This is a genomic window from Saccharibacillus alkalitolerans, assembly GCF_011090185.1.
In the GTDB taxonomy this organism is placed as follows: Bacteria; Bacillota; Bacilli; order Paenibacillales; family Paenibacillaceae; genus Saccharibacillus; species Saccharibacillus alkalitolerans.
This window is the reverse complement of the sequence record NZ_JAAFGS010000002.1, coordinates 725,285-744,414: the sequence shown is the minus strand read 5'-3', so window position 1 is coordinate 744,414 and position 19,130 is coordinate 725,285. Positions and strand designations below refer to the sequence as shown.

Sequence of the window (19,130 nt, the reverse complement as noted above, 5' to 3'; positions counted from 1 at the left end):
TGTATCTAGGATCACTTTTTAATGGTTTTTCAAAAAAATGTTTCTTTCGCATGGATTGCTCCCCTGATGCTTCCCGCTTATAATGACCCTATTCAAAAGTCTCCCGGACTTTTGTCACTTCATGTCCAAGAAAGGCGAATCCATAATGCTCTCACGTCTGAAGAAGTGGAATACCTTGCGGAACCAAATCTTGACGGTCTTTCTGGTCGTAATGGTCATTGTTCTGCTGATTGTCAGCTTCTTGACTTTCAGACCCGTCTCTTCTCTTTTAAAGAGCAATGCCGAAATGCAGATTCGACAGGTTGCAATCGAAGCCAGCGGAAGATTCGATTCCCTGTACGAGCAGGTCAATATGGTATCCAAGCTGGTCACGACCAACGGGGAAGTCCAGCATGCTTTGACTCAGGATTATTTCGGCCGCGAGGTAAGTTTTAGCGAACGCCAGCGTCTGAAAGGGATCGTGAACACGATTCAGGCCAATTCCGAAGGAATCTTTTCGTTCGAACTGTATACCGGGGAACTGGAACGAATGCTCCCGCTGGACGACTCCGAGCTGACGGCCCGAATCACCGACCCTTGGATTCAAAAAGCCGATGAAGCAAAGGGGCAGCTGGTTATGCTTGGACCCGATCCGAACGACCGCAATTATTTCTTGGCGATCCGCAGGGTAAATCTAATGGAACACAGTTATGCCAAAGGGGGATACCTGCTGATCAGCATTTACCGTTCTTATTTCCAATTCGCGAATCAGGAACTGACGGGGCACACCAACCAATATTCCATTCTTCTGGACCGGGAATCGAAGCCACTTACTTCTAATTACGGCGGACCAACGGATTCCCTCGTGAATTTCCCGGATACGACGGTGCAGATCGACGGCCGGGATTATATCATGACCAAGCAATCTTCCGCCGCGACCGGATGGACCGTTTTGATTCTCACACCTGTAAGCGCTCTTACGAGCGGCGTGAACGTATTGCGCTATGGCATTATTTTCTCGGGTTTTATCGGTTTCGTCATCTATTCGATCTGTTCCTTCTTTCTCTCTACCATGATCACCACCCCGATTCTGCGCTTGACCCGAACGATGCAGCAGGCCGGCGAGGGGACGCTGACGCAAAACCCCAAAGTTTCCGCCGTCAACGAAATCAATGAGCTCAACAGTACATATAATCAGCTGGTCAAAGAAACAAATCATCTGATTCGCATGGTATATCAAAAAGAAATCATACGCAGCCACAGCGAGCTTCGGGCTCTCCAGGCACAGATTAATCCGCATTTTCTATTCAATGCTTTGGATGCGCTGCGATGGTCGCTTGAAGACAACGATCAAAGGGAGCTCGCCGAACACGTCATCGCGATGTCCAATCTGTTTCGCTATACGATTACCAAGCAGTCCGGAGAAGACTGGGTATCCATGAAAGATGAAATCCAGCATATTGAAGACTATATGGAGATCATGAAGATGCGCTTCGGGGAACGTTTGAAATGCCGCATTTCGCTCTCGCCGGAATGGGAGCGGGTGGAGATTCCCAAGCTGCTGATCCAGCCTTTGGTGGAGAATGCCGTGCTGCACGGAGCAGGCAATAAGCGGGGCGACTGTACCGTCAGTCTGACCATAGAACCTGCCGGGAAGGAGAATCGGCTCCGGATCGAAGTTCGGGATGACGGACCGGGCATGGACGAGAAAAAGTTGGACGAGGTGGCGGCCTCGATGAAGGAGGAAGGCGTGCGCTCGACTTACGGTCAGGGCATGGCGATCTCCAACGTGTATAAAAGGCTGCGCCTGTATTATCCTCATCTTATGCCCGAGCAGGCGTTATCGATCGAGAGCGAGCCTCGCCGCGGGACGCGCATATTTTTCGAAATACCGATTAACGGAGGGATGGACGATGTACGCCAAGACGATACTGGTCGTTGACGATGAGCCGAGAACGAGACAAGGCATTCAAAAAATGCTCGATACGTGGGCGGAAGGCAAACACCGGATTTTGACGGCCGCGGACGGAAACGAAGCGATCGAGACGATCCGACGCGAAAAGGTTCATATTCTGTTGACCGATATCCGCATGCCGGAAATTACGGGAATCATGCTGCTGAAAGCGATGAAAGAGCAAAATCTTTTTCCCGTCGTGATCGTGATTTCCGCCTACTCCGAATTCGAATATGCCAGGGAATCGCTCCGATTGGGCGTCGTCAATTACCTGCTTAAGCCGATCAGCAGGGACAAACTGATCGAAGCCGTGGAAGACGCGCTGCGCATCGAAGAGAAGCAGGAACGAACGGAAATTATCGAGAAGGTAGTGGACGATCGGTTGGTCAAGGCGAGCGAAAAAGGCCGGGAAGCGAGGGAGCCGATTCGCGAAGCCATTCTCTACATCGACCGGAATCTTCAGAACGAAATCACCCAGAAGGAAGTAGCGGATCATGTGCACTTGAATCCCAGCTACTTCAGCGCTCTCTTTAAAGAGCAGACCCGCGTGACTTTCAGCGAATACGTCACCCGCCGTAAAATTCAGCATGCCAAGCAGCTGCTTCTCACGACCAATCTGCCGATCGGGGAAGTGGCGGAAGAGTCGGGTTATAAGACGGCGAAGTATTTTATCAAAATTTTCAAAGAACTCGAAGGAATGACGCCGAGCACCTATCGGAAACTCGAAAATGAAAGGGCTTTCTAAAAAAAAGAGAATTTTATCCAATCGCTGTGCCCTTACGCCTTCAACACCCCGATGTTAGACTTTGAATGCACGGAACGTACAAACAACTTTCAAGGGGGTAGTTGAATTGTCCAAAAAGAAAGCGCTTCCGATTCTATTGTCTGCAGCTTTGATTTTAATCCTGATCTTGTCAGGCTGTTCCTCTTCCGAACCGACAGCGAAAGGAAGCGGCACGAATGCCGCAGGCGGCGGCCAGACGGTCGTCAAGTTCATGCATTTGTGGCCGGAAGGCAGCTCGAACGCCCAGTATAAGATCGTCGACAACATTATCAAAGAATATGAGAGCGAGCATCCGGACGTGAAGATCCAGACCGAGATTTTGGGCAATGACCAGTATCGGGACAAAATCAAAGTTCTCGCCTCTTCCAACGAACTTCCCGATGTCGGCATGACCTGGTCGGACGGATTTTTACAGCCTTACGTCGAAGGAAATTTGTTTACGCCGCTCGACGATGTGATCGACGCGAACCTCAAAGATGCTTTTATCCCCGGCGTCAAAGAGTCGTATGCGGTGGACGGCAAGACGTACGGCATGCCGCTCGAGTTGAATATCTCCTACGTTTTTTATAACAAAGAAATTTTCGAGAAGTACAACCTGGCAGTGCCGAAGACGTTCGAAGAGTTCAAAACCGCGGTTAAAACGCTGAACGATAACGGAGTCATTCCGGCAACGGTAGGCAACAAGGAAGGCTGGCCGGGTTCCTTCTGGTTCATGTATTTGGCGGATCGGATCGGCGGCCCGACAATTTTGACCGACGTCATCGACGGCAAGACGAAATTCGACGACCCGGCCATCGTCCAGGCGGCGACCGAAGTGCAGAATTTGGTGGACATGAACGCTTTTGAAAAAGGCAACAGCGGCCTCTCCAACGACGAAGCCAAAGGCTATTTCATGAACGAGCAGGCGGCCATGTTCCTGACGGCGACCTGGGAGCTGCCGAATTATACGACCAGCCCGGACGTCGACCAGGCCTTCAAGGACAAGATCGGTTACTTCAAGTTCCCGCTGTATGACGGAGGAAAAGGCACGGACATCAACAGCTACGTAGGCGGTCCCGGCGTCGGATTGTTCGTAGCCGAAAATTCCAAGGTCAAAGAAGCGGCCAAAGACTTCGCGGCATTCCTCGTCAAGGAATGGGGAGAGCGCTCCGTGACCGAAGCCGGCGTCATTCCGGCAACCAAGGTCGATACGGAAGGCAAAGACCTCAACCCGATGTACACCGAAATCCTGAACGATCTGAACGGCGCTTCGAACGTGACGACTTACTTCGATACGCAGGCCAGCCCGAACGTGGCCGAGCTGCATCACGATCTGGTCTCGGCGCTGTTCGGCAAGCAGATTACCCCGCAGGATTTCGTCAAGCAGACGCAGGAAGCGCTCGACGCCGAAAGATAAGGGCTCGAGATCCCCGATATTTCTGCCGCGAAGAGGGCATATGAGCATATGCCCTCTTCCTTTATCCCAAGGGAGGGAACGAAGCCTTGAAAACCGTAATGTCCAACAAATGGGCCATTGCCCTCTATGTATGGCCGGCACTGCTGCTGATCGGCTGCCTGATTTATGTCCCGCTCGTCATGACCGGTTACTACGGACTGATGGACTGGAACGGATTCGCGCCTAAACGTTTTATCGGATTGGAGAATTACGGCCGTTTGATGCAGGACAGCATGTTCTGGAAAAGCACCTACCATTCCTTCCTGCTCGGCATCTTTTCGACGCTTAGTCTGCTGCTGTATCTGGCTGTGTCGCTGGTTCTCGCCAGCCGGATCAAGGGAGCGGATCTGTTTCGCAAAATTTACTTAATCCCCATGCTGCTCTCATCGGTCGCGATCGCGCAGCTGTGGTCCAAAATCTTCGATCCGTCCAACGGCATGATCAACAGCCTGCTCATCTCGCTCGGCGTGGAAAATCCGCCGCTGTGGCTGTCGGATCCCAATATCGTCTTGTTTTCCATTTTTATTCCGATCATCTGGCAGTACGCCGGCTTTTATATCATCATTTATTATGCCGCGCTGAAGAACGTGCCGGAGGAAGTCGTCGAAGCGGCCCGCATCGACGGAGCTTCTCCTCTGCAGATCGCTCTTCGCGTCAAGCTGCCGCTGATCTCCTCCGTATTCAAGGTGACGATCGTGCTGGCGCTGGTCGGTTCCCTCAAGTACTTCGATCTGATTTACGTGATGACGGGCGGCGGACCGAACCATGCGAGCGAAGTCATGGCCTCCTATATGTACGGGGAAGCCTTTACCAAGTACAACTTCGGCTACGGCAGCGCGATCGGCTTTGCCCTGCTGATCATCTGCCTGATCGTGACCTGGCTGATTCGCAAGCTCACGACGTCCAAAGACGACTACCAATACTGAAAAGGGGGGACAACCGATGAGCGATTTTGCAGCAAAAAAGCATTCGGGCCTGGATGGCGCCGCGTCGAGAAGCGGACGTTCGGCCGGCAGCCGGCTCGGAACGGGACTCCTGTATGTGATACTGGGAGTGCTGGCCTTTCTGCAGGTGTATCCCCTGTTCTGGCTGTTCTTGTTCTCTCTCAAAACGAATCAAGAAGTGTTCGGCGCCTCGCCGTTCGCTCTTCCTCAGGATCCGCAGTGGGGGAATTACGCCAAAGCCTGGACGCAGGGGCATATCAACCTGTACTTCCTGAACAGCGTATGGTACACGGCGGCGGCCGTGTTTCTCACCATTATCCTGGCCAGCTTCGTTACCTTCGCCATCACCCGGATGTATTGGAAGCTGAACCGTCTCGTTCTGGGATTGTTCATGATCGGCCTCATGATTCCGCTCCATTCGACGCTGATTCCGCTGTTCAGTTTTTTCAAAAATGTCGGTCTGATCGATAATCCGCTGTCGATTATTTTATCCTATACGGCATTCAATCTTCCGCTGACGATCATGATTCTGCTCGGGTTTTACCAGACGCTGCCGAGAGAGATCGAGGAAGCGGCCGTGATGGACGGCTGTTCGGTACATCGGATTTTTTTCCGGATCACGCTGCCGCTCACGACGCCCGTTATTGCGACAACGGCTATCATTAACATGATTTACAATTGGAACGAGTTCGTATTCGTCAATACGTTCATTAACTCGGACCGTCTGAAGACGCTGACCGTCGGAGTCAACAGCTTCGTCGGCCAGTATTTGACGGACTGGGGCGCGATCGGCGCAACGCTCATCATCAGCATTGTTCCGATTCTTATCGCTTTTCTGGTGCTGAGCAACCGAATCGTGGAAGGGATGGCCGCCGGTTCCGTCAAAGGGTAGATCAAGTCCTCATTCAAAAGTACCATAAGAAGTAAACCGGCTTGCCGCCTCGGCATGGCCGGTTTATTTGTGTTTTCGAAACAAATTAGAGCGTAAGGTGGCTAGGAGCTACAAGCTGTGGAACGGTAAGAAAGGTCCCATAAGAATCGCGTACGATTTCTTATAGGAAGAGAATGTGTACAAATGTGGAACGGAAGGAGATAAGATGAATATTTTTGGAGGTTTTCTAATGGAGGTTCCATATTCGGGAGAACCATAAAAAATTAGAGAGCCATTATTCCTAAAAAAATCTTAAGTTTTTTTGCCGGTCGATACCTTTCTCTTATTATTTTTAGCTTAAACCCAGACGAAACCAAAGCGTAAAAGCACAGCGGAGCGCAGTCGACGAATCGATAACGCCTTAAAGATTTTTCCTCTCAGCTATAGTACTTAAGACTGAAAATAATCAAAAATACAAAAGATATACTGCAAGGCGAATGTTTTTTTTTGAAGTTGTTAGTTCATCCGACCGAAAATGAATTCGCCTGTAATTTGTCAAAAAGAATCACCGATATAAATCCATGTAAAGAAAAGCGCATAGGTTAAACGACTGCTGTTGAAAGGTTCTTCGAACGTGCTTCAATTCTTTTGCTCTTTCTTTTTTTAAAAGAAAATTTATTTTCTTTAAAAATGATTTGGCTTCTCGGGAGAAAGGTCGGAATAAAGCTGTTGAAAAATTAACATCATTGGGGGCACATCAAAGTGGGTAAAAACAAAGCGTTAAAAGTGGTATTGGCTTTTTCTTTGGCAGCCGGAAGCGGTGTAATCGGGATTGGACAAGCTCAAGCGAATGCGGTTACGGAGTATAAGGCTTCTTCAAACTTCAGCACCGGCACGCAGGGTTACCAGCAATGGTCCTACGGCCAAATGATTAACGGACAATATACGGATTTAACTTATAATTCGGCTCGGAAACAGTGGGAAGGCGAAAAGGGTTATCCTTGGGTAAACGGCAGCGACATGTACCCTGCGGATAATGGGGATGCCGTCCGAAAGTGGGTTTCTCCGGGAAGCGGAACGGTCTCCATCTCGGCGATGGCAAGAAAAAGAACCCCTAATGGAGACGGAGCCGTTGTGACGATTCGTAAAGACGATACCGTTCTCTGGACAGAAACGCTGGTGCGCGCCAAAACTTACTATGCTGAAAACGTGAGCAGCATCCCGGTCGAGCAGGGGACAGTGATTTACTTTATCTTAAATAAAAAAGGCGATTCGGTATCCGACCAAACGCTTTGGAACCCGACTGTGACCTTTACGGCTCAAAGCCCGGCACCGACGCCAGAACCGACACCAGAACCGGCACCGACACCGGTACCGACGCCAGAACCGACACCAGAACCGGCACCAGAACCGACACCAGAACCGGCACCGACGCCAGAACCGACACCAGAACCGACACCAGAACCGGCACCGACACCGGTACCGACACCGGTACCGACGCCAGAACCGACACCAGAACCGGCACCGACACCGGTACCGACACCGGTACCGACGCCAGAACCGACACCAGAACCGGCACCGGTGGACATCAACACCGTTTCGGTGACAAGCTACGGCGCGGTAGCAAACGACGGCAAGGACGATCTGAGCGCATTCAATGCGGCGGCCAAAGCGGCCAAGTCCCAGGGCAAAACGCTGACGATCCCGGCAGGCGAGTTCTTGCTGAGCAGCATTTTCACAATCGACGGAATCAAGGTCGTAGGCGCAGGCTCGGCGGAGACAGTACTCATTTCGACAAACCCGGAAAAAGGCTCGATCGATCTGAAAGGCGACAGAGTCGAACTTCGCAATCTCAAGCACGAATACAAGACAACCGTGCCTAGAGGCAACGGCGCCCACGAGAAAAACAGCATTACGGTACGCAGTGCGAGCAATTTTGTCATCGACAATATTCATGTCAGCAAGTCCAGCACGGCCGGCATCATGATGGCTTATGGCTCTAAAAATGGCGTCATATCCAACAATACGGTCGAAACTACGGGTGCTGACGGCATCCATATGACGACGGAATCCCATCACATCACGGTTGAAAACAATACGGTGATGGGCGTAGGAGACGACGGTATTGCAGTAGTTAGTTATGGAACCAGTTCAACGCCGGTCAACAATATTACGATCCGCAACAACAAGATCGGCAATTTCTCGAAAGCTCGCGGCATTTCGGTCGTAGGCGGAGAAGATGTTCTGATCGAGGGCAACAACGTGGCTGATACTATGATGGCGGGTATCTATATTTCGGCAGAGGGATCCTACAATACGCTTAATGTCGATCGGATCAAAGTCAACGGCAACACGATCCATCACACGGGCATTCAGGAGCCTCAGAACCATCCGAACGTACTCGTATATGCTTCGACAGGGGTCATCGATAACGTCGAATTCAACAACAACATGATTACGCACGGCGCGCACCGCGGCATCGGTGTATGGGGCGACGCGACGATCAAGAATGTCACGTTCCGTCAAAACACGCTGATCAACACAAACGGCGCAGCGACAACTTTCAAAAACGGGATCATCAAGCTCATCGATAACATCGGCTTCTAATCTTTTCAAATCTTCTCTCACAAAAATTCGATTCCGCGGGGACCAGGTCGCAACTGGTCCCCGCTTTTTTTAGGCAACAAATCCGAAACGGTCGACTGGCCATGGAAGCCTAAATCCGGTTCTAGGAAGAGCGATTCGAGAAATGAGAGCCAATCTTCCTGAAAAAGCCCGTAGTTTTTTTTATGCAGTCGGCACCTTCTTCTTATTCTTTTCCATTAAAATCCATTTATACTAAAGAAGAGAAAACGAAACAAAGCAGCATCAAAGAAGCGGTTAAGCGTCGTTATCTCATTTCCGTTGACAGAAGCTTTAGGCTGGCAGAACCATGGAATGCTCCTGTATATCCCACAAAAGAGACTGACTTTTTCTAACTTGCTAGTTCCAACGGTTCTAAAGTAACATCCCCTGTAAAATGTCGAAAAAAATCGCCGATATAGGGGCATGTAAAGACAAGCACACGGATCGGACGGTTGCCTGAAGGGACCTTCCCGGTTCCGCTCGAAACAAGTTCGATTCAGGAAATCATACATCATTGGAGGAACATCATAGTGGGCAAAAATAAAGCGGTAAAAGCGGTATTGGCACTTTCGTTGGCGATCGGCGGCGGCTTAATGGGGATCGGACAAGCTCAGGCAGCCACGACTTCATATAGCGCTTCTTCGAATTACAGCACGACTACGCAGGGTTACGGACAGTGGTACTACGGTCAAATGGCAAACGGGCAGTATACCGACCTGAGATATAACGGAACGGTAAAACGCTGGGAAGGAACCAACGGTTATCCTTGGGTGAGCGGCAGCGACATGCACCCGGGGGATACTTCGGACGCCGCAAGAAAGTGGGTATCTCCGGGCAAAGGAACGGTTTCCCTGTCAGCCATGGTAAGAAAAAGAACCGTCGAAGGCGACGGAACGGTAGTTACGATTCGCAAAGACAGCACGGTTCTGTGGACAAAAACGCTGCTGAATGCGACAGAAACGACGCCGGACAACTTGAATAATATTCCGGTCGAACAGGGTACGGCGATCTACTTCAGCGTAAACAAAAAAGACGGCAAGAACTTCGATCAGACGCTGTGGGATCCGACCGTGACGTTTACGGAAGCCAGCCCGGCGCCGGCACCGGCGCCGACTCCGGTAGATACCGCGAGCATTTCGGTGACAAGCTACGGCGCGGTAGCGAACGACGGCAAGGACGATCTGAACGCATTCAATACGGCCGCTAAGGCAGCGAAGGCGCAGGGAAAAACGCTGACCATCCCGGCGGGCGAGTTCACGTTGAGCGGAATCTTCGTCATCGACGGCATCAAAGTGGTGGGCGCAGGCAAATCGGCAACCGTACTCGCTTCGACGAATCCGGAAAACGGCTCGATCGATCTGAAGGGCGACAAAGCTGAGCTCCGCAACCTCAAGCATGAATACAAGACGACGGTGCCCAGAGGCAACGGCTCGCATGAGAAAAACAGCATCACGGTACGCAGCGCGACCAACTTCGTGATCGACAACGTGCACGTCAGCAAGTCCAGCACGGCCGGCATCATGATCACGTACGGAGCGGCCAACGGCACGGTGACCAACAACCTCGTCGAGAATACCGGTGCGGACGGCATTCATATGACCAACTCCGTCAACTCCATGACCGTGGAAAACAACGTGGTGCGCGGAGTGGGCGACGACTGCATCGCGGTAGTCAGCTATAAGGACGGAGCCGATCTGCCGGTCCGAAACATCACGATTCGCGGCAACGACGTCGGCTACAATTCGAAAGCGCGCGGCATCTCGGTCGTAGGCGGCACGGACGTGCTGATCGAGAACAACAAAGTGCAGGAAACGCAGATGGCAGGGGTCTATATCTCGGTAGAAGGTTCTTACAATACGCAGAATGTGGATCGGGTCAAAGTCAACAACAATACGATCAATCACACGGGGATTCAGGAACCGCAGAACCATCCGAACGTGCTGGTGTACGCTTCGCAGGGTGTCATCGACAACGTGGAATTCAATAACAACATGATTACGAACGGCGCGCACCGCGGCATCGGCGTATGGGGCGACGCGACGATCAAGAACATCACGTTCCGTCAAAACACGTTGATCAACACAAACGGCGCGGCAACAACCTTCAGTAACGGGATCATCAAGCTCATCGATAACATCGGCTTCTAATCTTTTCAAATCTTCTCTCACAAAGATTCGATTCAGCGGGAACCAGGTCGCAACTGGTTCTCGCTTTTTTTGTGCCGATTATCCCATTATTCAAGGTTGTATGCCGCGCCGTATTCCGAATCGGAGTCCGGTTTGGTTTAAAATCTCTATGTGGTGTTATAACCTTATAACAGAAAGTCGAAACACGGTCTGCGGAAAAAAATAAAATAAATTCGTTTCGTCGGAGTATCGTTTGGAGAGATTCGTTCGTTTAAGCCGATGAATCCGGCAGGGAGGAGGGAACGGAATGGCAGAGACGAAGACAGGCAGGGCAGAATTCGGTATCGAACAGAACGGACAAAAAGAGGAGCGGCAATCTGCGTCGAACCGCGCCCGGTTCGACGAGCTGATCTCGGAGCACGGCGAAGCCCTGAAAAAGTACTGCAGGTTCCTGACCGGTTCGTCACCGGACGGAGAGGATCTGCTGCAGGAAACCTGGCTTAAAGCGTGGTCCGCGTTTCGCGGCGGAGGAAAGACCTGGAATCGTACGTATTTGCGCAGCGTCGCGTATCATGCCTGGATCGACCGGATGCGCAGGGGACGCGAAGAAACCGGGCTCGAAGCGGAAGCCGAAGCGGCTGCCGAATCGCCGGATCCGCTGAAGCTGTGGCCGGCCGCGGATCGTCTGGTGCGGGTATTGACGCCCGATCAGCGCACCGCATATCTGCTGATGGAGTATTTGCGCTTCACGGCGGCGGAGACGGCGGAACTGCTTCGCACGACGGAGGGCGGCGTCAAAGCCGCGCTGCATCGGGCGAGAAAGAAGCTGGACGAGTACCGGCAGGAGGAAAGCGAGACAAAAGCCGCGCCGGACGGCAGAGAGACGGCAAGCGGGACGGAAGACGAACAGACGGTCTACGCTTATATGGAAGCGATTCGTCTGCAGGACGTGCGGGCGCTGCTTATTTTGCGGAACGGAGGCAGCGGCGAAGAAGCGGTTCTCGCGGTTCGCTGCGCGGCCGCACCGAAGCCGGGAAGGACGGAACGGCCCGGGCGCCGTCCGTATTCGTGCCGAGGCGGCAGAACGGACGCAAGCAGCCTTCCGCCTTTCCTTCTCTTTTCGGCGGCTTGAGAACCTGCGGCCGCCGCGGATTCCACCTTATTTGCATTCCGAGGAGGAAACGAACGATGAGCACTTTCATTCCTTACGTCGTGGAACAAACGAGCCGCGGCGAGCGATCTTACGATATTTATTCCAGGCTGCTGAAGGACCGGATTGTCTTTCTCGGTTCCGCGATCGACGATCAGGTCGCCAACAGCATTACGGCGCAGCTGCTGCTGCTCGAAGCCGAAGACCCGGAGAAAGACATTCATTTTTACATCAACAGTCCGGGCGGCGTGACCACGGCGGGCTTTGCCATCTATGACGCCATGCGCCATGTGAAGCCGGACGTGCATACGATCTGCACGGGCATGGCCGCTTCTTTCGCGGCGATTCTGCTGCTGGCCGGTTCCCCGGGCAAGCGCTGCGCGCTGCCGAACAGCGAGATCATGATCCATCAGCCGCACGGCGGCGCGCAGGGGCAGGCCAGCGACATCGCGATCAGCGCCAAGCGGATCATCCGCACCCGCGAGCGGCTGAACGAGATCGCGGCCTCGCATACGGGCCAGCCGATCGAACGAATCGCGCGGGACATGGACCGGGATTACTTCATGTCGGCGGAAGAAGCGCTGGAATACGGCGTTATCGACCGGATTATCGACGGATCGAAGCGCGCGTAGAAGGTTTGACCCGGACGAATCGGCCCGTGAAGCCGAATACAGAGGCCCCCTCCGCATCGCGAAGGGGTCTTTTTTGCGGATAAGACTCCGGCAGACTCGCAGGAATTCGCCGCCGCGACGTAGAAGCATGAAGGTGGATACGGAGAAGACGAAGGAGGTAAACGAACCGATGGAAATCAGACGGCTGACCGACGCGGAGTTCGATGCGAATATCGCGCTGGCGGAATATGCGTTTTTATACAAATTGAGCGAGGAGAAAAAAGAGGAGCGCAGAGCCCGGTTCGCGGACGAGCCGGTATGGGGCGCCTTCGAGGACGGAGAGCTGTGCGCCAAGCTGGCCTTGATTCCACTCGAAGTCTACGTGCACGGGCGGCGGGTCAAGATGGGCGGAATCGGCGGAGTGGCGACCTGGCCCGAGAAGCGGCGCAAAGGCATGGTTACCCTGCTGCTGCGCCGGGCGCTCGAGGAAATGAAAAATCAGGGGCAGCTGTTGTCCTATCTGCATCCTTTTTCGGTCGCTTTTTACCGCAAATACGGATGGGAGCTCTTTACCGACAACAAAAACTATTCCATCCCTGTGGATAAACTTCCGGTCCGCAAAAACGTTCCGGGACGCGTCGTACGAAATATCCGCGAGATCGAGGTGCTGAAGTCCGTGTATGACCGTGTCATTCCGCGGTATAACGGGGCGATGACCCGCAGCCGGAGTTGGTGGGAGAACCGCGTGATGAGCGGAATCCCGTATACGGCCGTCTATTATAACGAAGCGGGAGAACCGGAAGCTTATGTCCTGTACGAGATCGAAAACAGAGTATGGATCACCGAAGAGATCATCTGGTTGAACGAGACGGCCCGGCAGGGAATGTGGGATTTTATCGTCAATCACGACTCCAAGCTGAAAGAAGTCCAGCTCAAGCTGCCCGTCGACGATCCGATGTCCCTGCTTCTGTCCGACCCCAGGGTCAAACAGGAGATCGAGCCTTACTTTATGGGACGGATCGTGGACGCCGAAGCGTTCATTCGGGCCTATCCTTTCGCCGAAGCCGATGCGCCGTCCCGGTTTATCCTCCAGATCGAAGACCGCGACGCACCCTGGAACGAAGGCGTTTGGAGATGGACGATCTCGCCGGATGGACAAGGAAAGCTTGAGCCCGTTCATACTCCTGGGGATACCGGACATGAAGCGGAGGAGCGGATCTCCGTATCCATCGGAATCTTGACCGCCATGCTGCTCGGCTATCGCCGCCCGCCGGACCTTCAGCGCTTCGGCCTGATGGAGACTTCCGAAGCGGTCGCGAAAAAGCTGGATGTCTTGATTCCCGCGCGGACGCCCTATCTGCCCGACTACTTTTAAACAGTTTTGAACAGGTTACCCCCATGTCGGGGATAACTGGAAGAAGAAACAAGGTTTTCTGAAAGTTACCCACATGTGTATAACTTCCGAAAAAGACGGCAGAGCGTTTTCTGCGGTCTTTTTTCTTGTTTGAACGCCCCTTATCCCCAAATTATGCCCGGATGGGCGTAATTCTTCTCTGCCGTTCGGGTGACAGTTGTCATCCGAAAATCGTGACAGCCCATACTACTGTCATGTTCTCCGCTTCGGTAAGCTGAATACATAGAGAACAGCGGCCAACACGCACCGAACACCAACCGACGGAGGAGAGAAACTCATGACAACCGTAATCGAATTGAAAAACGTCTCCAAAACGTTTCGCGGCAAAAAAGCGGTCGACGGCGTCAGCTTCGCGATAGAAAAAGGAACGATCACCGCGCTGCTCGGACCGAACGGAGCGGGGAAGACGACAACGATGTCCATGATGCTGGGCCTGCTTCAACCGAGCGAAGGCGCCTTGAGCCTGCTGGGCGGAGCGCCGGGCGACCGGAGAACCCGCGACCGCATCGGCGCCATGCTGCAGGAAGTTGCCGTCATGGACGGTCTGAAAGCCAGGGAGCTGATCGACCTGTTCCGCAGTTATTACAGCAGGCCGGCCGATCGGGATTATCTGATTAAGCTGAGCGGATTGAGCCCGTCTGATCTCAATCGCAGCGGACAGAAGATGTCGGGCGGGCAAAGAAGAAGCCTGGGCTTCGCTCTGGCGATGGCGGGCAATCCGGACGTGCTGTTCTTCGACGAACCGACGGTCGGGCTGGACACGACGGCGCGGCGCCGGTTCTGGGACGAGGTCCGGCAGCTGGCGAAGCAGGGCAAGACCGTGCTGTTCTCGACGCATTATCTGGAAGAAGCGGACAGCGAGGCCGATCGGATTCTGCTGTTCGACCAGGGAAAGATTGCCGCGGACGGAACGCCGGACGAGATCAAGCGCGCGCTGGTCAAACGAAGCGTCTCGTTCCTGCCGGAGACGGCGGATGCCGATTGGCAGAAGCGAACGGCCGGGCTGCTCGGCATGCGGCTGGAGAACGAAGCGGAGGTTACCGAATCGAACGGACGCATCATCGTTACGGCCGAAGATACCGACGCCGTGCTGCGAATTTTGATCGAATCGGGTCTCGGCATCCGGGATATCCGGGTCGATGTCGGCCGTCTCGATGCGGCTTTTGAACAGCTTACCCGCAATCACGGAACAAACGCTCAAATCGATACCCGGGAGGCGATCTAATCATGAAAAGTTTGTGGATGCAGAGCAAGGCGGAAATCTTGCGAATTGTTCGCAATCCTTATTTCGTATTCTGGTCCCTGGCCATGCCGATCCTGTTCTACTTCATTTTCACCCGGGTCCTAAACGGCGATATGCCGAACCTGGAAGAGTGGCAGGCACATTATCTGATGTCGATGGCGGCGTTCAGCGTGATGGGCACCTCGGTTATGACGTTCGGTCTCCGGCTCGTGCAGGAGCGGACGCAGGGTTGGTCGACCGTGCTGCGCACGACTCCGCTGCCCGGCGCCGTCTACGCCGCAAGCAAGATGTTCGCCCAAATGCTGCTTAACCTGCTTTGCATCGTCGTTATCTTTACTTCGGGTTGGCTGATCAACGGCGTCCGTCTGAGCGCGTCCCAATGGCTGATGGCCGGATTGTGGATCGTTATTGCTTCGCTGCCTTTCTTGGCGCTGGGCGGATTGATCGGCTGCATGAAAAAAGTCGACACGGCAAACGGCATCAGCAACGTGCTGTATATGGGACTCGCCATCTCCGGCGGGCTGTGGATGCCGTTCGAGATCATGCCGGAGGCGATGCAGCGGGTCGGAAAGTGGCTGCCTTCCTACAATTACGGCGACGGGGCCTGGTCGATCGCGGCGGGCGGAAGTCCTTCTGCGGTAAGTATGCTGATTCTGCTCGGCTACCTGATCGCTTTTATGGTAATATCGGGATATGTGAGAAAAAAGCAGGAGGCGGTGTAAGCAAGCGATGAAAAACATCGGAACCTGGTTTCGGCTGCCGAAAAAGTTCGGAATCGTTCCTTATATCTTTCTGATGTATTTGATCTTTCCGATCGTCAGCCTTCAGGGCAAGTCGGATTCGGTCAAAATGCTCATCTACATACTGGTTGCCGTGTTCGTTGTCGTTTATCGGCAGATTTATTGGGCGAAAACGGACCGTGGATTCAACGTGCTGCTGCTGATCCTGATGCTCCTGACCTCCGTTTTCACCCTGCTGGGCGATATCGGCAACCTCTATCTCGGGCTCTACTGCTCATTTTTCGTCGGATGGATTCGCGACAAAAAAGCGTTCTTCGTTTTTCTCGGACTGCTGCTGATCCTGGGTTCGCTCCCTATTCTGTTTACGACGAGAACGCTCGAGATGGCAGACATCATGGCAATCATCCCGTTCTTTATTATTTTGGGGATGATGCCTTTTGCCGTTCGTTCGGTTAACCGGCAGATCGAACTGCGCGAGCAGTTGGCCGCGGCCAACGAACAGATCGGCGAGCTGATGAAAAAGGAAGAGCGGATGCGAATCGCGCGCGACCTGCACGACACGCTCGGCCATACGCTGTCGCTGATCACGCTCAAAAGCCAGCTGGTGGAACGGCTCGCGAGCAAAGATCCGGAACGCGCGCAGCACGAAGCGAGAGAAATTCAGGAGACGTCGCGCGCCGCGCTGAGTCAGGTGCGCGAACTGGTCTCGGAGATGCGGGCGATCAAGCTGAGCGAGGAATTGATCGAGGCGCGGGAGATGCTGCGCACGGCGGAGATCGCCATGCATGTGGAAGGAGACGAGGGGCTGGAAGGCGTGCCGGATCTGACCCAGAATATTCTCAGCCTGTGCCTGAAAGAAGCGGTCACGAATATCGTCAAACACAGCCGGGCGCAAAGCTGTACGGTTACGGTGCGCCGCAGCGGTTCCGAGGTGGAAATGAAGATCGAGGACGACGGCATCGGGCCGAGCGGCAGGAAGAACGAGGGACGAGAAGAAAAAGCGGGCGGCAGCGGATTGGAGAACGTGGGCGGCGGCAACGGCCTCAAAGGAATGCGAGAACGGCTGGCGCTGATCGAAGGCACGCTGGACCTGGCTTCGCGGCCGGGCCGGGGAACCGTGCTGAGCGTAAAGATCCCGCTGGTCGTCCGAGCCGGACAGGGAGGCAAAATGGCATGATTCGTATTATAATAGCCGAAGACCAGCGTCTGCTGCGCGGAGCGATGGCGTCGCTGCTGGGACTGGAAGACGACATCGAAGTGGTCGGCGAAGCGGGCGACGGCGAAGAGGCGCTGCGAATGATCGAAAAGCTGCAGCCGGATATTTGCTTGATGGATATCGAAATGCCGAAGCTCAGCGGACTGGACGCGGCGGAAAAGCTGAAAGCGGCCGGTTCCGCGTGCAGAGTCGTCATCCTGACGACTTTTGCGCGGCCGGGCTATTTCGAACGCGGCGTCAAAGCCGACATTCGCGGCTACCTGCTCAAGGACGAACCGGTAGAGAAGTTGGCGGAAGCGATCCGGCGCGTGATGCAGGGACACCGGGAAGTGTCGCCGGAACTCGTGTTCGGCAGTATGCGCGAGGAGAACCCGCTTACGCCGCGAGAGCAGGAAATTTTGCGGCTGGCCGCGGAAGGCAGCAGCGCGAGCGAGATCGCGGAAAAGCTGCATTTATCCTACGGGACGGTGCGCAACTATATTTCCGAGACGCTCGGCAAGCTGGCGGTCAAAAGCCGGATCGAAGCGGTGAAGCTGGCGGAGGAAAAAGGTTGGATTTAGTTCGCTCGCGCCATGAACGAATAACTTTCGTTCATAGCGCGAGCGAACGGGATTACGTTCACGCTTTAGGAACGAATCCCGCATACGCCTGCCGTATCGTTCAAATCATCCAACCATGCTTTTGGTAACGGGAAATGAGGGAATCAAATGACTCTAACCATTCCGGCGATCGATCTCGTGTTAGCGGGATGGTTGATCGTGCTGAACGCGATCGCTTACGCGATCATGGCTTCGGACAAGCGGCGGGCCCGAAAAGGCCGGCACCGGGTGCCGGAGCGCACGCTGTTTATTTGGGCGGCCGCGGGAGGCGCGCTCGGAATCTGGGCGGCGATGCGGACGAAGCGGCACAAGACGCAGCACGCTTCGTTCAAGTTCGGCGTCCCGGCGCTGCTGCTGTTGAATATAGCCGTATACGGGGCGCTGTTTTACCTGTTTAACCGCTAAAGGCCCGTACCGGCGGGGAAAGCAAGCAAGAACGTTTGATTCTTCTTTTCGAAAGGGTAATAATGAAAGCAGACGGATATCCGCCTTCGGCGCCGCATCGGCGGCAAGCGCGGATGCAATCCGAATTCGAGAGGAAGAAAGAGGTGCTTGATTATGCTGTTCACCAAAATTCTGGTGGCCTATGACGGTTCCAAAGCGTCGAACAAAGCGCTCGATCGCGCGGTCGCGCTGGCGAAAGCTTCGCCCGAAGCCACGCTGGAAGTGCTGCACATTTACGATTATCCGCGATTCTTTGTCGGAGACGGCATCGCGCCGGTACCGGGAAGCGTAAACAAGGAATTTTTCGACCTTGCGGAGCAGACCGTGGAAGAAGCGCGCCGCCGCATCGGCGAATCGGGGATCGACGCTCGGATCGAGATGCGTCAGGGCGCGCCGGCCGTACTGATTCTGGAATACGCGAAGGAAGTGGATGCCGACCTGATCGTGATCGGCAGCCGCGGACTCGGGGCGATTCGCGAATTCGTGCTCGGCAGCGTCAGCCACAACGTCGTGCAGCAGTCGCGCATTCCGGTTCTGGTCGTGAAGTAACGGCCCGTTCGTGGCAGCGGAAAAACGAAGAAATAGAAGGAACGGGGCCCGGCGGCGCGATGCGTTTGCCGGGCCTTTCGTATCCGGAAATTTTACAAATCGGTCGCTATTTAGCGTGGAAACGGTTATAAGTACGGTTATACGGCCCGGGGTTTGTGTAAAAACGAACATTGGGATTTTACGTTTTTAAAATGTTCGGCTTTTAATTTGACACGGCATGTACGAAATTGTTAAACTGAAACTGAAGTCGGGCGCGTGACAACCGCGCTTCCGACACGAACCAATTGAACACTGCACCGTATAAAGCCGGGGATAAGGCCCGGCAGTATCTACCCGGGAACCGTAAATTTCCGGACTACGGGACAAACGAAGGGGCCGGTAACGGGCGCGCGCATGCGCGTTCCGTCCATCGGCTTCGGCGCCGGCTTGCCGGCCGCCGCTCCCGC

The 19,130-nt window shown here is 54.1% G+C and carries 16 protein-coding genes and 1 riboswitch; all 16 genes read left to right on the top strand.

Features of this window, described 5'->3' with window-relative positions; translation table 11 throughout:
* Positions 1-145 precede the first annotated feature (145 nt).
* On the top strand, positions 146-1,921 hold the full coding sequence (locus GYN08_RS08755) for a sensor histidine kinase (protein WP_166273787.1): 1,776 nt from the start codon (positions 146-148) through the stop codon (positions 1,919-1,921).
* Positions 1,893-2,678, top strand: a complete 786-nt coding sequence (locus tag GYN08_RS08750; RefSeq protein WP_166273786.1) for a response regulator transcription factor — start codon at positions 1,893-1,895, stop codon at positions 2,676-2,678. The genes GYN08_RS08755 and GYN08_RS08750 overlap by 29 nt, the downstream gene beginning before the upstream one ends.
* A gap of 106 nt (positions 2,679-2,784) precedes the next feature.
* On the top strand, positions 2,785-4,113 hold the full coding sequence (locus GYN08_RS08745; protein WP_166273785.1) for an extracellular solute-binding protein: 1,329 nt from the start codon (positions 2,785-2,787) through the stop codon (positions 4,111-4,113).
* An 86-nt stretch (positions 4,114-4,199) separates the two neighbouring features.
* The gene (locus GYN08_RS08740; protein ID WP_166273784.1) at positions 4,200-5,078 is read left to right on the top strand and encodes a carbohydrate ABC transporter permease; all 879 of its coding nucleotides are present in this window, start codon (positions 4,200-4,202) and stop codon (positions 5,076-5,078) included.
* Positions 5,079-5,094: 16 nt separating this feature from the next.
* The gene (locus GYN08_RS08735; protein ID WP_166273783.1) at positions 5,095-5,988 is read left to right on the top strand and encodes a carbohydrate ABC transporter permease; all 894 of its coding nucleotides are present in this window, start codon (positions 5,095-5,097) and stop codon (positions 5,986-5,988) included.
* Positions 5,989-6,729: 741 nt separating this feature from the next.
* A complete protein-coding gene (locus GYN08_RS23675) occupies positions 6,730-8,574 on the top strand; it encodes a right-handed parallel beta-helix repeat-containing protein (RefSeq protein ID WP_328802911.1) in 1,845 nt (614 codons plus the stop codon).
* 548 nt (positions 8,575-9,122) lie between these two features.
* Positions 9,123-10,739 carry a right-handed parallel beta-helix repeat-containing protein gene (locus GYN08_RS23670; protein ID WP_328802910.1) on the top strand — a complete coding sequence of 539 codons (1,617 nt, stop codon included), beginning with the start codon at positions 9,123-9,125 and terminating at the stop codon, positions 10,737-10,739.
* Between the two features lie 286 nt (positions 10,740-11,025).
* The gene (locus GYN08_RS08715; protein ID WP_166273782.1) at positions 11,026-11,850 is read left to right on the top strand and encodes an RNA polymerase sigma factor; all 825 of its coding nucleotides are present in this window, start codon (positions 11,026-11,028) and stop codon (positions 11,848-11,850) included.
* Positions 11,851-11,906: 56 nt separating this feature from the next.
* Entirely contained in the window at positions 11,907-12,500 is a 594-nt protein-coding gene (clpP, locus tag GYN08_RS08710) for an ATP-dependent Clp endopeptidase proteolytic subunit ClpP (protein WP_166273781.1), read from the top strand.
* Positions 12,501-12,669: 169 nt separating this feature from the next.
* Positions 12,670-13,854 carry a GNAT family N-acetyltransferase gene (locus GYN08_RS08705; RefSeq protein ID WP_166273780.1) on the top strand — a complete coding sequence of 395 codons (1,185 nt, stop codon included), beginning with the start codon at positions 12,670-12,672 and terminating at the stop codon, positions 13,852-13,854.
* Between the two features lie 316 nt (positions 13,855-14,170).
* A complete protein-coding gene (locus GYN08_RS08700; RefSeq protein ID WP_166273779.1) occupies positions 14,171-15,118 on the top strand; it encodes an ABC transporter ATP-binding protein in 948 nt (315 codons plus the stop codon).
* A gap of 2 nt (positions 15,119-15,120) precedes the next feature.
* Positions 15,121-15,858, top strand: a complete 738-nt coding sequence (locus GYN08_RS08695) for an ABC transporter permease (RefSeq protein WP_166273778.1) — start codon at positions 15,121-15,123, stop codon at positions 15,856-15,858.
* A 7-nt stretch (positions 15,859-15,865) separates the two neighbouring features.
* Positions 15,866-17,053, top strand: coding sequence for a sensor histidine kinase (locus tag GYN08_RS08690; protein ID WP_166273777.1), 1,188 nt, complete (start codon positions 15,866-15,868; stop codon positions 17,051-17,053).
* Positions 17,050-17,652, top strand: a complete 603-nt coding sequence (locus GYN08_RS08685) for a response regulator transcription factor (RefSeq protein WP_166273776.1) — start codon at positions 17,050-17,052, stop codon at positions 17,650-17,652. Before GYN08_RS08690 ends, GYN08_RS08685 begins: the two co-directional genes overlap by 4 nt.
* 147 nt (positions 17,653-17,799) lie before the next feature.
* Positions 17,800-18,096, top strand: a complete 297-nt coding sequence (locus tag GYN08_RS08680; RefSeq protein ID WP_166273775.1) for a DUF1294 domain-containing protein — start codon at positions 17,800-17,802, stop codon at positions 18,094-18,096.
* A 153-nt stretch (positions 18,097-18,249) separates the two neighbouring features.
* A complete protein-coding gene (locus GYN08_RS08675; RefSeq protein ID WP_166273774.1) occupies positions 18,250-18,684 on the top strand; it encodes a universal stress protein in 435 nt (144 codons plus the stop codon).
* A gap of 276 nt (positions 18,685-18,960) precedes the next feature.
* Positions 18,961-19,062, top strand: a riboswitch (purine riboswitch).
* Positions 19,063-19,130: the final 68 nt, after the last annotated feature.